Annotated in this window: 17 protein-coding genes and 1 pseudogene; 7 read left to right on the forward strand and 11 right to left on the reverse strand. The window is 46.2% G+C overall.

The features are described 5' to 3' along the window. Positions 1–27 precede the first annotated feature (27 nt). Complete coding sequence (locus tag IEY13_RS11305) at positions 28–1,635, reverse strand: Na+/H+ antiporter (protein WP_188952079.1); 1,608 nt, start codon at positions 1,633–1,635, stop codon at positions 28–30. A gap of 177 nt (positions 1,636–1,812) precedes the next feature. Here IEY13_RS11305 and IEY13_RS30440 point away from each other — a divergent pair, with 177 nt between their 5' ends. After that, positions 1,813–1,860, forward strand: coding sequence for a hypothetical protein (locus IEY13_RS30440; protein ID WP_373286926.1), 48 nt, complete (start codon positions 1,813–1,815; stop codon positions 1,858–1,860). Here the strand turns inward: IEY13_RS30440 and IEY13_RS11310 are convergent. After that, positions 1,854–4,193, reverse strand: a pseudogene (locus tag IEY13_RS11310) (ABC transporter permease); the annotation flags it as partial. The gene IEY13_RS30440 and the pseudogene IEY13_RS11310 overlap by 7 nt on opposite strands. 185 nt (positions 4,194–4,378) lie before the next feature. On the opposite strand from IEY13_RS11310, the gene IEY13_RS11315 reads away from it, so the two are divergent. Together IEY13_RS11315 and IEY13_RS11320 are read left to right on the forward strand one after the other, a co-directional pair. Then, on the forward strand, positions 4,379–5,179 hold the full coding sequence (locus tag IEY13_RS11315; protein WP_188952081.1) for a polysaccharide deacetylase family protein: 801 nt from the start codon (positions 4,379–4,381) through the stop codon (positions 5,177–5,179). Between the two features lie 28 nt (positions 5,180–5,207). After that, complete coding sequence (locus IEY13_RS11320; protein ID WP_188952082.1) at positions 5,208–6,206, forward strand: 2-hydroxyacid dehydrogenase; 999 nt, start codon at positions 5,208–5,210, stop codon at positions 6,204–6,206. Between the two features lie 177 nt (positions 6,207–6,383). Here the strand turns inward: IEY13_RS11320 and IEY13_RS11325 are convergent, their stop codons facing one another. The 3 genes from IEY13_RS11325 to IEY13_RS11335 form a co-directional block, all read right to left on the reverse strand. After that, the gene (locus tag IEY13_RS11325) at positions 6,384–7,604 is read right to left on the reverse strand and encodes a hypothetical protein (protein WP_188952083.1); all 1,221 of its coding nucleotides are present in this window, start codon (positions 7,602–7,604) and stop codon (positions 6,384–6,386) included. A 6-nt stretch (positions 7,605–7,610) separates the two neighbouring features. Continuing rightward, positions 7,611–8,036, reverse strand: a complete 426-nt coding sequence (locus IEY13_RS11330) for a hypothetical protein (protein WP_188952084.1) — start codon at positions 8,034–8,036, stop codon at positions 7,611–7,613. Between the two features lie 169 nt (positions 8,037–8,205). Continuing rightward, positions 8,206–9,231, reverse strand: a complete 1,026-nt coding sequence (locus IEY13_RS11335) for a hypothetical protein (protein ID WP_188952085.1) — start codon at positions 9,229–9,231, stop codon at positions 8,206–8,208. A 234-nt stretch (positions 9,232–9,465) separates the two neighbouring features. Here IEY13_RS11335 and IEY13_RS11340 point away from each other — a divergent pair, with 234 nt between their 5' ends. Continuing rightward, a complete protein-coding gene (locus IEY13_RS11340) occupies positions 9,466–11,751 on the forward strand; it encodes a S9 family peptidase (protein WP_188952086.1) in 2,286 nt (761 codons plus the stop codon). Positions 11,752–11,852: 101 nt separating this feature from the next. Here the strand turns inward: IEY13_RS11340 and IEY13_RS11345 are convergent, their stop codons facing one another. The 4 genes from IEY13_RS11345 to IEY13_RS11360 are packed head-to-tail and all read right to left on the reverse strand — an operon-like array spanning position 11,853 to position 13,876. Beyond that, positions 11,853–12,083, reverse strand: coding sequence for an RNA ligase 1 family protein (locus tag IEY13_RS11345; RefSeq protein WP_188952709.1), 231 nt, complete (start codon positions 12,081–12,083; stop codon positions 11,853–11,855). Between the two features lie 49 nt (positions 12,084–12,132). Next, positions 12,133–12,783 (reverse strand): MarR family winged helix-turn-helix transcriptional regulator, encoded by a 651-nt coding sequence (locus IEY13_RS11350; protein WP_229687852.1) that lies wholly within the window; start codon positions 12,781–12,783, stop codon positions 12,133–12,135. A gap of 43 nt (positions 12,784–12,826) precedes the next feature. Then, positions 12,827–13,087, reverse strand: coding sequence for a DUF2024 family protein (locus tag IEY13_RS11355; RefSeq protein WP_188952087.1), 261 nt, complete (start codon positions 13,085–13,087; stop codon positions 12,827–12,829). 18 nt (positions 13,088–13,105) lie between these two features. Beyond that, entirely contained in the window at positions 13,106–13,876 is a 771-nt protein-coding gene (locus tag IEY13_RS11360; protein WP_188952088.1) for a hypothetical protein, read from the reverse strand. Positions 13,877–14,203: 327 nt separating this feature from the next. On the opposite strand from IEY13_RS11360, the gene IEY13_RS11365 reads away from it, so the two are divergent. Then, positions 14,204–14,947, forward strand: a complete 744-nt coding sequence (locus IEY13_RS11365; RefSeq protein ID WP_188952089.1) for an SDR family oxidoreductase — start codon at positions 14,204–14,206, stop codon at positions 14,945–14,947. A 178-nt stretch (positions 14,948–15,125) separates the two neighbouring features. Here the strand turns inward: IEY13_RS11365 and IEY13_RS11370 are convergent, their stop codons facing one another. Both IEY13_RS11370 and IEY13_RS11375 read right to left on the reverse strand, forming a co-directional pair. Beyond that, the gene (locus IEY13_RS11370) at positions 15,126–16,019 is read right to left on the reverse strand and encodes a helix-turn-helix transcriptional regulator (RefSeq protein WP_188952090.1); all 894 of its coding nucleotides are present in this window, start codon (positions 16,017–16,019) and stop codon (positions 15,126–15,128) included. 141 nt (positions 16,020–16,160) lie between these two features. Beyond that, positions 16,161–17,066 (reverse strand): LysR family transcriptional regulator, encoded by a 906-nt coding sequence (locus tag IEY13_RS11375; protein ID WP_188952091.1) that lies wholly within the window; start codon positions 17,064–17,066, stop codon positions 16,161–16,163. 93 nt (positions 17,067–17,159) lie between these two features. Here IEY13_RS11375 and IEY13_RS11380 point away from each other — a divergent pair, with 93 nt between their 5' ends. Together IEY13_RS11380 and IEY13_RS11385 are read left to right on the forward strand one after the other, a co-directional pair. After that, positions 17,160–18,263 (forward strand): alkene reductase, encoded by a 1,104-nt coding sequence (locus IEY13_RS11380; RefSeq protein WP_188952092.1) that lies wholly within the window; start codon positions 17,160–17,162, stop codon positions 18,261–18,263. A 4-nt stretch (positions 18,264–18,267) separates the two neighbouring features. Then, a complete protein-coding gene (locus IEY13_RS11385; protein ID WP_188952093.1) occupies positions 18,268–19,359 on the forward strand; it encodes an alkene reductase in 1,092 nt (363 codons plus the stop codon). The last annotated feature ends 90 nt before the right edge of the window (positions 19,360–19,449 follow it).

The following is a 19,449-nucleotide window of genomic DNA, read 5'->3' on the forward strand; positions in this document are numbered from 1 at the left end:
CCCTTCAACGGGTTACGGCGGTAAAAGCTACACTTTGTTTAAACGGGCCTCTTCCAGGTCAAGGCTGCTTTCCATTACCCGCAGCACCTGGTCGTCATACTGGTTTTGCTGCGTCATCTTTTTCAAACCATCCCGGCGCAGGCTCACCAGTTCCAGCATTATTTTCCGGTACAAGCCCCGTACAGAACTCAATGCCTTTTTCTTATCCTCCTCATTCATGGTACTTTCCGTAGCATTTACGCTGCGTTGCAACTGCTCTTTAATACGGCCCACAGTTTCATACTGGCTCATTTCCACCGCATAATTGGCATCGAGATACTGAATAGATTGTTTGGCCAGTTCCAGGCGTATAGCTTCAATCTGCTCTTCTTCCGGAATATAGTCATCCACTTCTTCCACTTTTAACCAGCGAATAAACAAGGGCAATGTAAGGCCCTGAAACACCAGGGTTACCAGTATTACCACAAAGGTGATAAACAAAATAAGATTACGGTGCGGAAAGCCGGTAGTACCATCGCTTAACGTAAGCGGAATAGCCAGTGCAGATGCCAGCGACACTACCCCACGCATACCTGCCCAGCCTATAATAAAAGGTAGCTTCAGACCCGGGCTTTTTTCCTTCTCACGAAGGTCTTTACTCAGCCATCTGGGTATAAAGGTGGATAAATACACCAGCACAATCCGGATAACGATTACCATAGCACTGATAACCAGGGCATAGTAAATAGCCTCACTCAGTTCATACCCTTCCAGGCCTTTAATAATAACAGGAAGTTCCAGCCCTATTAATATAAACACAAAACCATTCAGCAGAAACCCTACCGTTTCCCATACTTCTTTGGTTTGTAAACGTGTGTGATAATTTAAAAAATCGCTGGAACGGAAGGAAAGAAACAATCCCCCGCTTACTACCGCCAGTACGCCCGACCAATGAAATTGTTCGGCCACTATATACATAAGGTACGGCGCAATAAGGGTAATAGGCGTGGTAATGCTGGAAGAGCCTACCCAGTAGCGCAATACATAATACAGAATATGCGCAATAAGCAAACCTACAAACACCCCCATTACCGCCAGCACCGCAAAATCCACCGCTGCTTTCTGAAACACAAATTGCCCCGTAAGCACGGTAGCAATGGCAAAGCGGAGTACCGTAAGAGAAGCTGCATCGTTTACCAGGCTTTCACCTTCCAATATGGTGGTACCCCGTTTAGGCACTTCCATACCTTTTAACACAGAAGTGGCTGCCACCGCATCGGGCGGCGATATAATGCCGCCCAGCATAAAGCCCAGGGCCAGCGTAAAATCAGGAATAATGTGTAAGGAAAAATAAGCAATGGCCAGCGAGGTTACCAGTACCAGCCCAAAGCCCAGACTCAGTACAGATCGCCGCCATTTCCACAACTGGTTCCACGATGAGTACCAGGCAGCCTCAAACAGCAACGGAGGTAAAAATATCAGAAATACCAGATCAGGATCTACATTCAGATGCGGAAGGCCGGGTATAAAACTAATTGCCAATCCACCAATTACCAGGAAAATAGGATAGGAAATTTTCAGTCGCTGGCTAAGCATATACAATAAAGCCATCACAAAAAACAACGCCAGAATCAACAACAGGTTATGATGTATCAAGGGGAACAATTTTTTTAAGGTGAATAAATAGTTGTCCGGATGGTACATATAGCACATCACATAAAAGAACTAACTGAAACCGGCTGAAAATAGTAAATAAATGGCAAACAGTCACTATCTGATTGTGAATCAAAGATTTTATTAACAGAAGATTAGAAAACTACAATAAACTATTCGCTGCGCAAACTCTTTACAGGATTGGCCAGCGCTGCTTTGGCAGCCTGAAAACCTACCGATATAAAGGCAATTAATAAAGCAGCAATACCCGCCAGCAAAAACACACTCCAGCCAATAGAAGTGCGGTAAGCAAAATTAGCCAGCCATTTATTCATAGCCCACCAGGCCAGCGGCATACCTATTAATAAAGAAACCAGTACCAGCAACATAAACTCGCGGGCCAGCATTTGTACTATACCTGTTACACCTGCACCCAGTACCTTGCGTATACCAATTTCTCTGGTCTTTACCTGTGCAGAAAAAGTAGCCAGTCCCAGTAAACCCAGGCAGGATAATATAATAGTAACCGCTGCAAATACCCATGATAACATAGAAACACGCTGTTCAGACAAATACAGCTTATTAAAATCATCTTCCATAAAAGAATAACTGGCAGGCACCTGACCATTATAACGCTTCCACTCCCGCTCCACCGCTGCGGCTACCTTTGCAGAATGCCCGGGCGCTATTTTAATATACATACGCCATGCGTTATTGTGATTGTAGAGAATAGCAACCGGCTCAATTTTCTCACGCATAGAGGAGAAATGATAATCTTTCACCACTGCAGTAATTACACCGTTTACTTTTTGAATACGCAGGCGTTTGCCTATAGGATCAGTAAGGCCCATTTCCTTCACAGCTGTTTCATTTACCATAATATGAAAAGAATCAGCCGGAGAACCGGTAAAACCGGCACCCTGCAATATGGGAATTTTAAAAAAAGGAATAGTAGTTTCATCCACCCACATAGGCCTGAAACGCAGCGCCTTATTTTCCGGCTTACCCTCCCAGTCCGTATCACCCGTCCATTCACCATTCTGCAGCATATTGGCACTGGTACGCGTTACCGCCAACACACCCGGCTGCTTCAGCAACTCAGCCTTTACCGCCTCATAATGCGGCTGCATTTTATCGCGCATGGTAAAAAACAATGTATTCTCCTTATCATATCCCAGATTCTTATTCCGGATATACCCCAGTTGGTTACCTATAATAAGCGTAGCAATAATCAGCACTACCGATACAGAAAACTGCACCACCACCAGCACACGCCGGAACGATACATTGCCCACGCCCGCCGTAACCTTTCCCTTCAACGCCTGTAATGGTTTAAAAGAACTTAACAGCAGCGCCGGGTAAATACCCGCAGCCGCCAGTGTACCCAACAACGCCAGCCCTATATACAGCCATGCCTGTCTGTTCTGCATCTGTAACAGCAGGTGTTTACCCGAAAGCTGATTATACAATGGCAGCAACAGATACATTACCCCCACTGCCAGTAATACCGCAACCATAAATACCAGCGCCGTTTCTATTAAAAACTGCATCAACAGCTGAAAACGTGCTGCACCAATCATTTTACGTACACTCACCTCCTTTGCCCGCAGCATAGCGCGTGCAGTAGACAGGTTTACATAGTTAATACAAGCCACCAGCATTATCAGCAACGCCACCAGGCTAAAAATGCGCACCGTATCAATGCCACCATCCGTACCATCTGCCCGGTACAAATGCACCTGCTTTAAAGGCTGGGCAATATAGGGCACCGGAGCATCATCAGGCTTGTTACGTTCATGAATAGCCTGCAGCTGCCTTTCCAGCTTTTTTATATCAGCACCGCTATTCAGTAACAGGTAAGTTTCAAAACCGAAACGGTGCCAGTCTGCATCCATAGAAGGCAGGCGGCTGGTGGAATTATAACTCACATTCCCCTCTTTGTAAGCAAGGCGATTGAAGCGCTGGATAGGAATAAATACATCATAACGCACAGCAGAAGTAACAGGCATGTCCTCCACTACACCACTGATATTAAAAAGCTCATCATTACCAATATTCACCTGCTTACCTATGGGGTCTTCTTTGCCAAAATACTTTACCGCCAGCGAACGGCTTATCACCAGCGATGCATCATTTGCATAAGGCTGCCGCGCGTTACCACCGGTAAAAGAAAAATCAAATATTCCAAACAAAGAGGCGTCGGCAAACACAACCCTGTCCTCTATCATCACTTTATCCCTATAAGCAAAAGGAACATTTCCGCCGGTGCCCATTATACGGGCGGCATCTTTTACTGCCGGTATCTCCTGCCGGGCAAAGGTGGCCACCGGCGCTATTATCCAGGAATAAATACGTCCATGCGCGCCTGTGTCGGTAATATTCACCTTGTAAATATGATCAGCCTTGCTATGAAACGCATCTACACTATACTCATCCTGCACCCACAGCAATATCAGCAACCCTACAGCAATACCTGTAGTAAGGCCGGCTATATTAATCAGCGTATAAAACTTACGGGCAACAATATTTCTGATGGCGGTTTTCAGATAATTTCTGATCATATGTAAATAAGTTTACCTGGTAAACATAGGCATACTTCGCCTTTGCCACCAATAAGCACACCACACCGCAACCTACTGTAATTCATAGTATTAAAAAACAGCCAACCATTCACCTGTACGCAATTGCAACGTTACAGTGTTCGCTTTTGATACATAGTTCGTATGTTTAACTTCAAATATAAACGATGCTTTTTACCAACCGCAACATGCTTGGCAGCCTGCTGCTCATCATCAGCACTTCAGTAGCCTGCGCCCAACAGCCCCCACTCTGGAATCAGAAAAAATGTGCTGTAGTACTTACTTATGATGATGGTATAGACGGCCATCTGGATAATGTATTGCCCGCCCTGGATTCCCTGCAACTGAAAGGCACTTTTTATCTGGTAGGCAGCGCACCCGCCGTAAGCAACCGCATACCAGAATGGCGGCGCGCTGCACAGGAAGGGCATGAACTGGGCAACCACACACTTTTTCACCCCTGCAACGCACAACTGCCCGGACGCACCTGGGTACAGCCGGACCGCGACCTGAGCAAATACACCGTAAACCGCGCAATAAGTGAAATACGAGCCAATAACACCTTACTGCAAGCCATTGACGGTAAAACACAACGCACCTTTGCTTTTCCCTGTGGCGACCTGCGCATTGGCGATACCAGCATTTACGAACAGGTAAAAAATGAATTTCCGGGCGCGCGGGGTGTTAGCAGCGGGCTCTATACCGCCGCACAGATAAAGCTGGATGATATTCCCGCCTTTGCCATACAGGACCAGCCGGCTTCTTATCTGATTCACCTGGTAGACGAAGCCATAAAAAGCCATACCTTGCTGGTGTTCCTGTTTCATGGTGTTGGCGGCGGACATGCTATTAACGAGGGCCTGGCCGAACACAGTCAACTGCTGCACTACCTTAAACAACACGAGAAAGAAGTATGGGTAGCCCCCATGGCAGAGGTTGCTGCCTATATGCAGCAGTTAAAACAATAACCATTGTTACCATAAATAAACATACAGTATGAAAACACTTTTTTTCTCAGCCAAGCCCTACGACAAAATTTCGTTCAACACCCACAACAGCAACCCGCATCTGCAGCTGGAATATCTGGAAACCCACCTGGGCCCACATATTGTGAATGCTGTAGAGGATGGCACCTTTGCCGTATGTGTTTTTGTAAACGACCGGCTTACGCCTGAAGTAATTGAAGTACTGGCTGCCAAAGGCGTAAAAGTAATTGCCCTGCGTTGCGCAGGTTTTAACAATGTACACCTGGAAACCGCAAAAAAGTATGGCATACGCGTATGCCGCGTACCCGCTTATTCTCCGGAAGCCGTAGCCGAACATGCTGTGGCTATGTTACTTACCCTTAACCGCAAAACACACAAAGCGTATAACCGGGTAAGAGAGCAAAATTTTTCACTCAACGGCTTATTGGGTTTTAACCTGCATGGTAAAACCGTAGGGGTGGTAGGTACCGGCAAAATAGGCGAGGCCTTTTGTAAAATTATGATGGGCTTTGGTTGTAAAGTAATAGCCTACGATATTGTAAGCGATCCTGAACTGGCAGCAGCAGGCGTTAGCTACTGCAACTTTGAAACACTGCTGCAGCAGAGTGACATTATTTCGCTACACTGCCCGCTTACACCCGACAACCGTTACCTTATTAACAAAGCCAACATTGCGCAGATGAAAAAAGGGGTAACCATTATTAACACCAGCCGCGGCGCACTTATTAACACCGGCGATGTTATTGAAGGGCTGAAAACAGGACAGATAGCCTACCTGGGCATTGACGTATACGAACAGGAAGAAAAACTGTTTTTTAAAGACCTCTCCGGCAGCATTATAGATGATGATGCCATACAGCGCCTGATGAGTTTTCCCAATGTACTGGTAACCGGCCACCAGGCTTTCTTTACCGAAGAAGCATTGAAACAGATTGCTGTAACTACTTTAAGCAGTATAACCGCATTGGCCAACGGCGAAGAGCCGGACGCGCAGCGGATGCTGGCATAAAAAAAGCAGCTGCCTCCATCAGACTCAGGGGGCAGCTGCTTTCAGATTATCAACAATAAATGACTAGTCCACTATTTTAGCTTCGTTGCTTTTGAGGTAATCAGCTGTATAATATATTGTTTCCACTTTGTTTAATCGTACACGCAACACCGCCTGCCTTCGTTTGTAGCAAAAAAATTAATCTTCCACCCTTACGGTGGATTTACCCATGCCCCAGTTTACCCCCAGCAGCGTAAACAGGTTTTTAACGTTACCAAAGTTTTTACCATAAGTACCCGTAATAAATAAATTATCAGACACTTTGTATTGTATCACTCCTACCGTGCGCTCGCTATTATATTCACCAGCACCGGAATAACTTCTTTTCAGGTATTCAATGCCAATAGAAAAACGCTCCAGCGAGTATTCCAGCCGCCCGCCCACATCCAGTGCGTTTTTACGGTCAAATACAAAACGCGCAGTATCTGTAAGCACATTATCTGTCATAAACCTTGCAGATGCAATCAACGAAAAAGCTTTCAACTTAGTAGTAAGCCCCGCACCGGATAACGCCGCATCCAGCCACAGCCCGCTGCGGTTAAAACGTTTGCTTTTATACATATTATCCGGAAAAGCGCTGGAATAGGCATAAGCTACATTTAACTGAAACAGCGGCGCCTCTTCCAGCGAGGTAAAATACTCCTGCACCGCTGCATCATTATCCATCAAACCTTCCAGGGTAGCAGGCCAGGCCGCATCCAGCTTATCTATTTCCGCCTGCACCTGTAATGATTTTGCTTTCATTTCTGCCTTTGCAATTTCAGATATTGCCCGACGGGCAGAATCTTCATACTGCACAAACAATATTTTCAACTGCCCTTTGGCTGCCCTGCTATTATCTCCAAAGGCTTTCATTCTGGCAGCTATACCCGCTACTGCCGCCCGGTTACGCGCGTGCTGCCCCGCAGACCGCAGGGTTATCAGGTTGGTGCGTATACCGGCAGATACATAATTGGTATTTTTAAATACACTGCCCGAAGAAGAATCGATAAAAGAAGAAGCCAGCGATACACTCAGCTTATTCAGTATACCTGAAAAAACATGCCGGTTACTATCCGGCCCTTGTATGTTCAGGTATTTATATACCGTGGCGTTTTGCGGCTTAAAGTACCAGTAAGGCGATAACTCAAAAGAAAAATTTTTAGGAATAACAGAGCCCTGCGTGGAAAGATTCAATACCCCCAATGCAAAAGCTTTGGGATTGGTGGGCCGCTCTATATTGGAAGGCGATATATCCAGTATCTGAAAACCTGGTGAGTTAGGTGTTCTCAAATCTTTCAGCGCTACGTCCTGCGCACTTACATTATAAAAGCTAAAGGCAGCTGCCAATAGCAGCCAACCTTTGTTAATGCGGATCATATAAGGTTATTGGTTTTTAAGAAGGATATATTTTTCAGCCACAATGGTTCTGCCCGATTCTGTTTTGATTTTATCCACTGCTTCCAGTGGATAAAACAATGGCTGGCTGGCGCTCCCCCCTTCCAGAAAGTATTTAATATCCAGATTATCAAAACAAGATGGCCATTCCGTTTTAGGAATATGCTTCAGCGTAATAGAGGTATCTACCTCTATTAATGCCCCTGCCAAAGCAGCAGCTTTTCCCAGCAAGGTCTTTTTAATATTTCCCGAACCATTCATCTGAGGCAGGTCACTGGAAGAAGCAATTTCCAGATTAATACCGCTTGTAAGCGTCAGTTCCAGAACACTGGAAGCTACCCCCGCCGTAGACACTGCTACAGTAATATACACATCTGTTTCGTCAGCAGGAATAAGGTATTCTTTTACATTCATAGATAGTAAGTTTTGGTTACTGATTCAGGGATAATAAAATTACTATTTTTCCAGGCATTGCTTTTTTTTTATTTAACTATAGCAATATGGCCGGCACAAAGCATTAGCCATTATTACAAAAAGCAAAGACCCTCCTTAAGAGAAGGCCCTTACCTATATTTTTCAGAAACTAAGGCTCTATTTCAGGAGGTGTAATGACCGGGCCACCGCCGGCAACGGGGTCGAGAATAGTGAAATCCGGCATAATATCCCATGGATTAAAACTATCAGCAGGATCAGTACTTTTCCAGTGGTATGTAGAATTCCCATCCTGAACGCGACGACCTATGTACATATACGTTACACTCAAAAGAGACCTGTGCATTATTTTAACAAGCACCCCTAATCTCTGCCCCTCCTCATCCAGCAAAATGTCAGCAATTACTCCTGCCCCCGTTCCTCTATCATGAATATTAAAAAAAACAGCGTCTATGGTATGTCCCACCGGCGCATTCAAAGCCCATGGAAAAGCTTCAAACAAGCTAAATGGCTCCGGAACATAATTCAACATCAACACATTTCTAAACATTGAAATAAATTTGGCACCGGTAAAGTCGTACGCAAACGCTCCAGGAAAAACATGACTCATATACTGGCTAATCATACCATCCAGCCAATTCCGGTAGAATACCTCCCAGGGGTAAAATCCATCACTATTTAGTGAAGGAGGATGGTTTCCATATTGAGACAGTCCACCAGGCAGGCCAAACATCTCAAAAACATTATGATTCTGAGATAGCGCAAAACTATGTTTCTGCACATCCCGCAAATGCGCAACCAACCCCAAAAGAGACGGATCTTCGGGGTGAAAAAGAGAGGTAGCATAAGCTTCAGCAACTGCCATTACCTTTAAAAGGAAACTGTACTGACGTATAAATGTAACGGTAGTGTCCTTTACAAGCCCTTCATCAAGACCTTTATTTAAGCCATCAATACCCATCCTGAAAGGATATCCATTTACATCACCTGTAAAACCGTTTTCCTGAACATAAGCGTGCAAATCCTGAACACTGTTCAATTCGGTTCCGTCAGACAAAAACACCTGCATAGTTTTGGCAGCAGGAGTAAGCAGAGTACCGGGAGAGGTACCTTGTTTGGTACAGGAACACACAATAAACGCAACAGAAACAGCAGCCATCAAAAACATTCTTCTCATATATATTTATTTTAGCTTAAATATAATATTCTTCAAAACAACCGCACCATACACCGAAACCAATAAAAAAGATATCTACAAATAATCACCCGCGCTCACCACTAAACTTTAATATTCAGCTGTTTACATACTTCATAACTTTAGAAACCACAACAACATTATCTTTAGACCCACATATAACCATATAGGCATATATACATGAAACGTATCCCACTACTCATTACTACAAGCTGCATGTTTCTTATACAAACTCTGCAGGCACAGCAACAAATTTCTCCCGCCAATTACCAACTGGCAGAAAGCAGACTCAGTTACGGTACGGAACCACTGGTTGACAATAACAACGTAAATCCGGAATGGCAGCCGGACGGTAAATTTGTATACCGGTTGCTTACCGCAAAGGGCAGTGAGTTTATACTGGTTAATCCCGCCAAAGCCACAAAGTCAGCAGCGTTCAATCAGCAAAAGCTGGCCGCAGCGCTCTCCGGCGCAACTGGCACTACTTATCAGCCCTACGCACTCCCCTTCCGCTCGTTCAGTTTTTCCGCCAACTATCAAAGCATCACTTTTACTGCTGCGGGTAAAACATGGCTGTACAACCTGCAAACCGGGCAATGTATTCCTGTTCCTACCCGGCAGCAAGCAATACCCGCAACCACCGGCGGTGGCCATCACGCAAATGAAGTAGTATCGCCCGATGGGGAGAAGGCAGCTTTTATCAGAAATCACAACTTATGGATGCGCCATATTGCCAGCGGTAAAGAAACACAGCTTACACAAGACGGTATTCCAGATTTTGGTTATGCTACCGACAATGCCGGATGGAGCCATAGCGATAAACCGGTTTTACGCTGGTCGCACGACTCGCACAAAATAGCCACCTTTAAACAGGATCAGCGCCACGTTAACAACATGTACCTGGTAAGTACCAACATTGGCAAACCCAACCTGCAATCGTGGAAATATCCGCTGCCAGGCGACTCCGCCGTTGTTATGATACACCGGGTAATTATACATACCGATGCACCCCGCTTAGTAAATATACAGGTACCGCCAGACCCGCATCGTGGAACGCTGAGCGATGATATTTCCAGCAGCGGCACGTTTGATGATGTGGATTGGAGTGCAGACGATACGCAACTGGCATTTGTATCTACCTCCCGCAACCATAAAGAAGAAAAGCTGCGTATTGCAGATGCCAACACCGGGGCCGTACGCGAAGTGCTGGAAGAAAAAGTAGCCACCCAATACGAATCTGGCCAGGGCACTATTAATTGGTGCTACCTGCAAAAGAGCAAAGAATTTATCTGGTATAGCGAACGCGATAACTGGGGCCACCTGTATTTATACGATGCCACAACCGGCAAATTGAAAAACCAGATAACCAAGGGCAACTGGGTAGTTACAGAATTACTGGAGGTAGATGAAGCCAACAGAACGGTATATTTTAAAACATGCGGTCTGGACCGCGCCAATCCTTATTACAGCCATTACTGCAAAGTAAAGTTCGATGGCAGCGGCTTTACCGATCTTACACCGGAAACCGGCAACCACCAACTCAGCTTTTCACCAGACAACACTTTGTTTACAGACAGTTACTCACAACCCCATGTTCCGGCAACAACTGTACTACGCAACAAACAAGGCAAGATGATATTACAACTGGAAAAAACAGATATCAGTCGCCTTACCACCACCGGCTGGCAACCGCCTACCTTGTTTTCGGTAAAAGCGTACGATGGTAAAACGGATATATATGGCCTGCTTTTTAAGCCAACGCATCTGGACAGCACAAAGAAATACCCTATTATAGATTATATCTACCCCGGCCCGCAGGGCGGCGGTGTGCACAACTGGTCGTTCACCAGTGCACGGGGCGATCATCAGGCGCTGGCCGAACTGGGTTTTATTGTAGTGGTGATAGAAGGTACCAGCAACCCGCTGCGCAGCAAAAGCTATCATGATATGAATTATGGCAACATGGCCGAGAATACCTTACCCGATCAGATTACCGGCATACGCCAACTGGCAGCACGCTATGCTTTTATAGATACTACCCGTGTAGGGATATGGGGCCATTCCGGTGGAGGCTTTGCCACCGCTGCTGCCATGTTCCGGTACCCCGACTTTTTTAAAGTAGGCATATCCGAATCGGGCAATCATGAAAACCGTAACTATGAAGATGACTGGGGGGAGCGTTATAACGGTTTGGTTACCGAAGCAGATTATGCAGCACAGGCCAACCCCACTTACGCAGCACAACTAAAGGGCAAACTGCTGCTGGCCCATGGTATGATGGACGACAACGTTCCACCCTACAATACCCTGCTGGTAATTGAAGCGCTTACCAAAGCCAACAAAGATTATGATCTGATTGTGTTTCCCAATGCAAGGCATGGCTTTGGCGCGTATTCACCTTATATGATGCGCCGCCGGTGGGATTATTTTGTACGTCATCTGCTACATAGCGAACCACCTGCGGGGTATGAAATAAAGAGCAAACAAGATCCCAGAAAATAAGCAAAAGAATACCTGAAAATTATATAACAGGCACTAATACTATCAGGCAGAATTAAACAGAGGCCGTATCCACAAACAGATACGGCCTCTTGTTATATACACTACCACTTCATACCAAAGTCGCGCCGCTTAATCTTACACATGCGGCCATCCGGGTGGTGAAACACCACACCTTCACCCTCAAAGCTTTCCAGAAAAGTACGGATACCTTCAAAGGTTCTGGCAAAATCAGCATATACACCTTTACCGTGTGGCACCAGTGTATGCTCAGTAACACCATCTTTGTTACGATTTACTTTAGGCCCTATTAATTCGTAAGTACCATCGGGCAGCGTGCCCCCGGCAGCGGCTTATTTATATTGCTACAAAATTAAATTTCATTTACGCTTCCGGGTTCAATACATGCTCCGGGCAATCCATACGCAACGTTTCTTTTACCAGCGGAATCTGTAGCAACGCACAAAATGGGCGCCCCTGCTGTAAAGAGTAATGTACGCAGTTATAACACATCCGTTGCGTGTTCACCACACCCTCTTTATACAGGTGAAAAATCATTCCCAGTAACACCTCTTTCAGCATCAGCTTCTGCTTTGCATCCAGGCTTTCTATATAAGGAAGTAGTTTACCGGCAAACTGCCCTGTGGCGGCAGCCATCTTTTTTCCCGCAGCGGTTAGCTTTAGTACCTGCGAGCGTACATCTGTAGCATTCTCTTTCTTTTGTACCAGTTTCTTTTCAATCAGCACCTTCACCACATCACTCATAGTAGCTTTGGTAACATTAAACTCTCTGGACAGGTAAGTTCCCGTAGCCATATCCTCATGATGGCTTTCTAAAAACAACAGCACCCGCAGCTGAATAGGGCTAAGCCCATAATCCTTGGCCTGCTCCCACAGCATTACCCGCACAGCTTCAGACACACGTTCTGTTGCTGCCATCAGCAGCATATCATTCGAACTGTTCTGTTCATCCGGATTAAAAGGCGATCTGTCCATCACTAAAGTATCTGCTGCAAAATAGGCAAAGCAGTTCATATTCACACACCCTGCGCACGCTGCTTTGCCCCTGCCCCTCATTTTAGCATCCCTGCATCTCTATAATAGAATATCCACGTGCCTCAATATCGTTCACCACTGTTTCGCTGGCTTCTTCTATGTGGCAGTACCGGCACTCGCGTGTAGTAAGCGGCTGCCCTTCCTGCTTTTTATGTGTCAGATAATCTTTTCCATACAGCAACACCTGCTCTTCACTGCCCAGTGTTTCCGGAACCAGAATATCAAAATGCATTACACCACCATCTTTACGTGTAACATACGTATCGTATACGGCTACTTTCATATAACTATCATTTTAAAATTAACGTACCTGATAAGGAAGCGACAGGTTTTTGGATAATACACTGTACACTTTATACACCCCTAGCATAGGCATGGCTGCACTACCTTCGTGCTTACCACCTTCGCCGGTAGCTATCTGCATATAAGCCCCTACTGCATCGTATTTAAAATCGGTTTTAAAACGTACCCGGTAATCAGGCACCACCACACGAATGTTATGGCCTTCCGTTACTACCTGAAAACCCGGCGAATCCATATACATAGGCATACCGGGGTTGGTTTTAGGCAATACCACCGATTTATCTTTGGGGTCAAACTCTTTCACACTTAATCCGCCCGGCACCCTTTTATCCTCTACCAGCACTACCCAGTGTGGGTGCCATACAATTTTGTCGTTGGCATAGTTACCATCGCCATCTTCATCCCATAAAGGCGTATCATCAAAATCGGGGTGCGCAGTTAATGCCAGCGCTACTATACCCTCTGTTTTGCTAAAGCCAATATCTTCTGATGAAAGCGTGGTAGGAAAAACATACCCGTCTACAGGCGCTCCATTCATTTGTCCTGCTGGCAGTGAGGTGCTTTTACCGGCAGTACCCTTTACAGTAATCTCAAACTCCAGCTGTCCCCATTTTTTATTATGGGTAACACTGGCACCCGTAATGGCGTAATCAGCCTCCACAATGGCAGACTTCTTACCACCTTTCTGACAGGAATCACAAAATTCAAGTGCGCTGGCCTGTACGCCCAGCAATACCAAAACAGTCATAAACATGCTTACCTTTTTCATAAATAACATTTTAACGGTTGATCTGAATGACAAAACAAATATAGTTAGGATTCCTTACTATTTACAAATTTAAATTGTCAATAAATAGTAAATATTTTCGCAAACCTACCGCACACCTCAGGCAACCACAATGCAAATACCTGTCATACACTTGTATATACACAACCACCGGTAAACACAAAAAATATCATCCGGCATCAAAACCACCAGCACAACAAAAAGCCGCATAACAAAAGGATTTCTGAATAACATATACAGCAGTTGGCAGGGTTTAGCCATTGTTACCCGGCAGTACAACAACCAATTTTGTAGCATACAATCTATAATATGAACATAACCGGCAAAACAATTCTCATTACCGGCGGCGGCTCCGGCATTGGACTGGAAACGGCACGCCTGTTTGCACAGCAGGGTAACACCATTATTATTACCGGCCGCAACCGAGAAAAACTGGAAAGAGCTGCCGCTACTATTGGCAACGCTGCTTATTACAGTTGCGATGTAACCAGCGAAGCAGATGTACTACAACTGAAAGATGCCATAACCAACCGCTTTGGCAAACTGGATATATTAATGAACAACGCAGGGCTGGCGTACCTGCACAACCTGAGCAATACAACAGACAGTTATGCCTATGCAGCCGGGGAAATAACCACCAATTACCTGTCTACCATACGGCTCATATCTTTGTTTCTGCCATTGTTACAGCAACAGCAGCAGTCCGCTATTATCAATATTTCTTCTATTGCGGCTTTCACACCTGCCTTTTCACTTCCTACCTATTCTGCCAGCAAAGCAGCCTTGCACGCCTATACCCAATCACTCCGGTATAGCCTGGGCCTGGTAAGTCAGGTAAAAGTATTTGAGGTAATGCCCTCGCTGGTGGATACTGAATTTGCCAGAGACATACCCACCACCAACAAACTAAGCGCACTGGAAGTAGCAGAAGCTATTATACAGGGTGTTAAAGATGATGTATACGAAATGCACGTAGGGGAAACAGAACAGCTGTATCAACATTTCTTCAGCAACAGCACACAGGCTTTTCAGGTGCTCAACCATATTGGTTAACCGCCACCACAACATGCATTCACCGGGCAGCATGCGCAATCTGCCCGTTTTTTATATCCGGTAAACAGTACCCGCATTAAAAAACCGGATATTGTTAAAAGCAAAACTATTTTCAAAAACCCACGCTGATACAAGCAGCAGAGCTCCGGCCATTGGCAAATGGCCGGTTAGCAACGGGTTACACTGCCTGTAACAACACATCTTTTTTAAAGCAGGTAAAGCTTTGGCCGGAATTGTTGTTCTTAAAAAACTTACTGAAATGCGCCATATCATCAAACCCCAGCTTATACGCAATCTCCTTCATACTGGTATTCGCATACAGCAAATGCCGCTTGGCTTCCAGCACAATCTGCTGCTGAATCTGGTAACTGGCTGTAAAACCCGTTATCTTTTTTACCGCCCTGTTTAATGAGTTGGGGGTTACACACAGCTCATGCGCATAACCAATCACCATCTTTTTTATCGCAATCTGTTCCTTTACCATCTGCATAAACCGCTTCACCAGTTCGCCATCCTTACCCAGCAGTTGCTGCTCGCCCGTATTACCCGTTTTACGCGAAAAATGCATCACCAGCAAATGCAGCAACCCCGCCAGTATCTCCTGCCGCAGCACATGCGTATGCGTATACTCCACCTCCATCTTCCGGCAAATAGCATCTACCTCAGCCTGCATTTCCTCATCCGGTTGCAGCAATATGGCCTTGCGGTATACATTGCATTGCTCCAGCCACAGCATGGTGCGCGCCACAGCGCCCGATAAATACAGCAAACGGGGTGTAAACACAATATGATAGCCAGATACATATTGCGCAGATTGCAACAGCCGCCGCTGACCAGGCGCTATGCAACAGATAAAAGGGGGCGTAACAGGGTATACCTCTGAATCAATTTTCAGGCGGCCGCAACCCTCATTAATCCAGATCAGTTCAAAACAATCATCCCGCTCGCAACGGGTACTGTTCAGCGCTTCAAAGCCCGCAGTATGGGCAAAATGGGTTACCTTAAAATACGCATCCGGCGTTTGGTTGTAAGCATTAGCAGGCAGTGGTGCAGTAGTCAGTCTCTTTTTCATATGTAGTTGAGGTTTGCTTATAATAGCCAAACCCAGTGCCAGACACCTAACCACATCAGCTACAACCAGTTACAGCAAAACATACACAAAACCATTGTTGAAATACCAACAATTGGCGAAATCATTATCGAAATAGCAATACTACTCTGCTATCTTCTGCTGTTCAAAAATCGCCTTAACCCGGTTAATCTCCTCCTCGTAAATCGTGCGCTTGCGCGTACCAAAATAAAGGGTATTTTCCATTACATTATTCCCCTCCCATACCAGCTTCAGCTTACCACCGGCAATCTCTTCACGGCACAGAAAGTCCGGTATAATAGAAAAGCCGGTAGCGCCGCTTAAACAGCGCACAATAGAGCTGATATTAGGTACAATATAATTGGGCTTAAAGTCAATATGGCTTTTAAAATTATACTGCCAGAAGCGCTTCATATGCTCCATATCTGCCGCCGTACTATACCATATCTGCTGCTTCAGCCAGTTCTCCGCTTCCTGCAGTTTATTGGCCTGTAATAAAGGCTGTAATGCTTTCAGGTTGGTTTTAGAGCCGCATACCATCACAATCCGCTCTTTAGAAAAAGGTTTGTATTCCAGGTTCTTCTGCTCGCCTTTCTGCGGGGTAATAATCAAATCCAGCAAGCCCTTATCCAGGTCTGCATGCATTTGCGGGTACTCACCAAACTTAATAATCACATTAAAAGGCAACGATGATATATGCCGCTCCAGCGTAAACTGAAAGGTTTCAAAGCACATACCTATGCTAATGGTAGCCCTGTCGCTCAGCGTACTCTTATGAAACAGCTGCTCCGCTGTTTCCAGCTTGCTCAGCGGCTCCAGCACAAAGTTATACAGCACCTTACCCCGCTCGGTAGGTACCATTTTTTTAGCAGAGCGGTCAAATAGTTTATACCCCGTATATGCCTCCAGCGAGTTCAGGTGCAGGCTTACACCGGGTTGGGATATATACAGCGCCTGCGCAGCGCCCGTAAGCGTTTCCTGCTCGTAAATGGCTTTAAAAGTACGTAACCACTCCAGATTCATAATCATACCACTATCATTTTTCTGATACAAATCTAAAACTTAAGTTATTATGCTAATAGCTAAAAGAGGGTGAAATTTGTATGCAGAAAACAAAAAACAATGCTTTTTACAGAATATAAAATGGGGCACTTAACCTTGCCCAACCGTATAGTAATGCCACCCATGACACGCTCCCGCGCCACCACGGGCGATGTAGCTACCAATACTATGGCAACCTATTACAGCCAGCGCGCCACCGCAGGGTTATTAATATCCGAAGGCACCCAAATAAGCCCGCAGGGCCAGGGGTATGCGTGGACGCCCGGTATTTACAGCCCGGAACAAATAACCGGCTGGCAAAAAGTAACCGATGCTGTACACGCTGCCGGTGGCCGCATATTTGCCCAGCTATGGCATGTGGGCCGTGTATCGCATACCTCACTGCAACCCAATGGCGCTGCACCTGTATCGCCCTCCGCTATACTGGCCGAAGGCGTAAAAGTGTTTGTAGATGCACAGGGCCTGGGCCCCGCAGGTGGTGCCGGCGAAATGATACAGCATTCTATGCCACGCGAGCTGAGTATACCCGAAATAAAAGCCATTATACAGGAATACGCCCAGGCGGCCCGCAATGCCATTGCCGCTGGTTTTGACGGTGTAGAGCTGCACGGTGCCAACGGCTACCTGATTGAACAGTTTATAGATTCGCAAACCAATCAACGTTCCGATGAATATGGCGGAAGTCTGCAAAACCGCCTGCGTTTTTTGCGCGAAGTAGCAACCGCCGTAGCCGATGCGGTTGGTAAAGAAAGAGTAGGCGTACGCCAGGCACCTTTAACCACGCTGATGGGCGCTATAGACGATAACCCCGAAGAAACCTATATAGCCGCCGCCCGCATACTCAACGAAATAGGCGTAGCCTATATTCACATTGCAGAGGCCGATTGGGATAACGCCCCGGTAATGCCCGTAGCTTTTAAAGAAGCCTACCGCAAAGCTTTCAGTGGCACCCTTATTTATGCAGGCAAGTACACCACGGAACGTGCAGAAGAAGCATTAAGCAAAGGCTGGGCAGACCTTATTGCCTTTGGCCGCCCGTTCATTGCCAACCCAGACCTGCCCTACCGCCTGCAACATCAACTACCTTTAAACCAGCCCGACAGAACGCGCTTCTTTGGCGGCACCACTGTTGGCTACACCGATTATCCATTTTACAATCATTAGTACCATGCAATTATTTAAACCATATCACCACAGAAATCTCGATTTACACAACCGCATAGTAATGGCCCCCATGACGCGGGCACGTAACCCCAATGGCGTACCCAATGCCATGAATGCGGAATACTATCGCCAGCGTGCCAATGCCGGCCTTATCATTACCGAAGGCACTGCCATATCTGACACTGCCATGGGTGTATTACATATTCCCGGTTTGTATACCAACGAACAGGTACAGGGATGGAAAGCCGTAACCCAGGCCGTGCACGAAGCCGGCAGTAAAATATATACCCAGCTTTGGCATGTAGGCCGTGTGTCACACACCACCAACCAGCCCGGTGGCGCAGCCCCTGTAGGCACTTCTGATATACCTGCCACCAATTCCTTTGCGTGGGGGTATGATGAAAACGGAAAGGAAAACTTTGTACACTGCTCTACCCCACGCGCCTTAACCACCGCCGAAGTAAAACAGGTAGTTCACGATTTTGCTGCCGCTGCTGCCAATGCCGTTAAAGCAGGCTTTGATGGAGTAGAACTGCATGGCGCCAACGGCTACCTGATTGAGCAGTTTTTAAACCCGCACGTAAACAACCGCACCGATGAATATGGAGGCTCTGTAGAAAACCGCAGCCGCTTTTTGCTGGAAGCCATTGACGCGTGTATTGCTGCTATCGGGGCAGACAAAACCGCCATCCGCTTAACCCCTTATGGCATTATGCACGAGTTACCCTTGTATGATGAACTGGAAGCCACATATGCCTATCTGGCGCAGGAGCTGGATAAAAGAAATATCGCTTTCATTCACCTGATGGATCAGAAATCACGCGGCAGTCTGGCTATACCTGAAGGCTTTCTGGAACGCTTCCGCAGCAACTACAGCGGTGTGATTATACTGGCAGGCGGACTGGACAAACCCAAAGCAACAGCACTGATAGAAAAAGGCGTGATTGATCTGGCTGGCTTTGGAGAACCCTATATAGCCAATCCGGACCTGGCAGCACGCTTACAACACGACTGGCCGCTGACAGCGCCAGACAGAAGCCTCCATTATGGCGGGGCCGAACATGGCTATACCGATTATCCGGTGTACAGCGCGTAACTGCAATTGTTGCTCCTTTATTGCGTTCACAAAAAATGCCCCCTGAAAGCTTCCAACTTTCAGGGGGCATTTCAATATTATATCTTATAA

Source organism: Filimonas zeae (genome assembly GCF_014641615.1).
In the GTDB taxonomy this organism is placed as follows: Bacteria; Bacteroidota; Bacteroidia; order Chitinophagales; family Chitinophagaceae; genus Filimonas; species Filimonas zeae.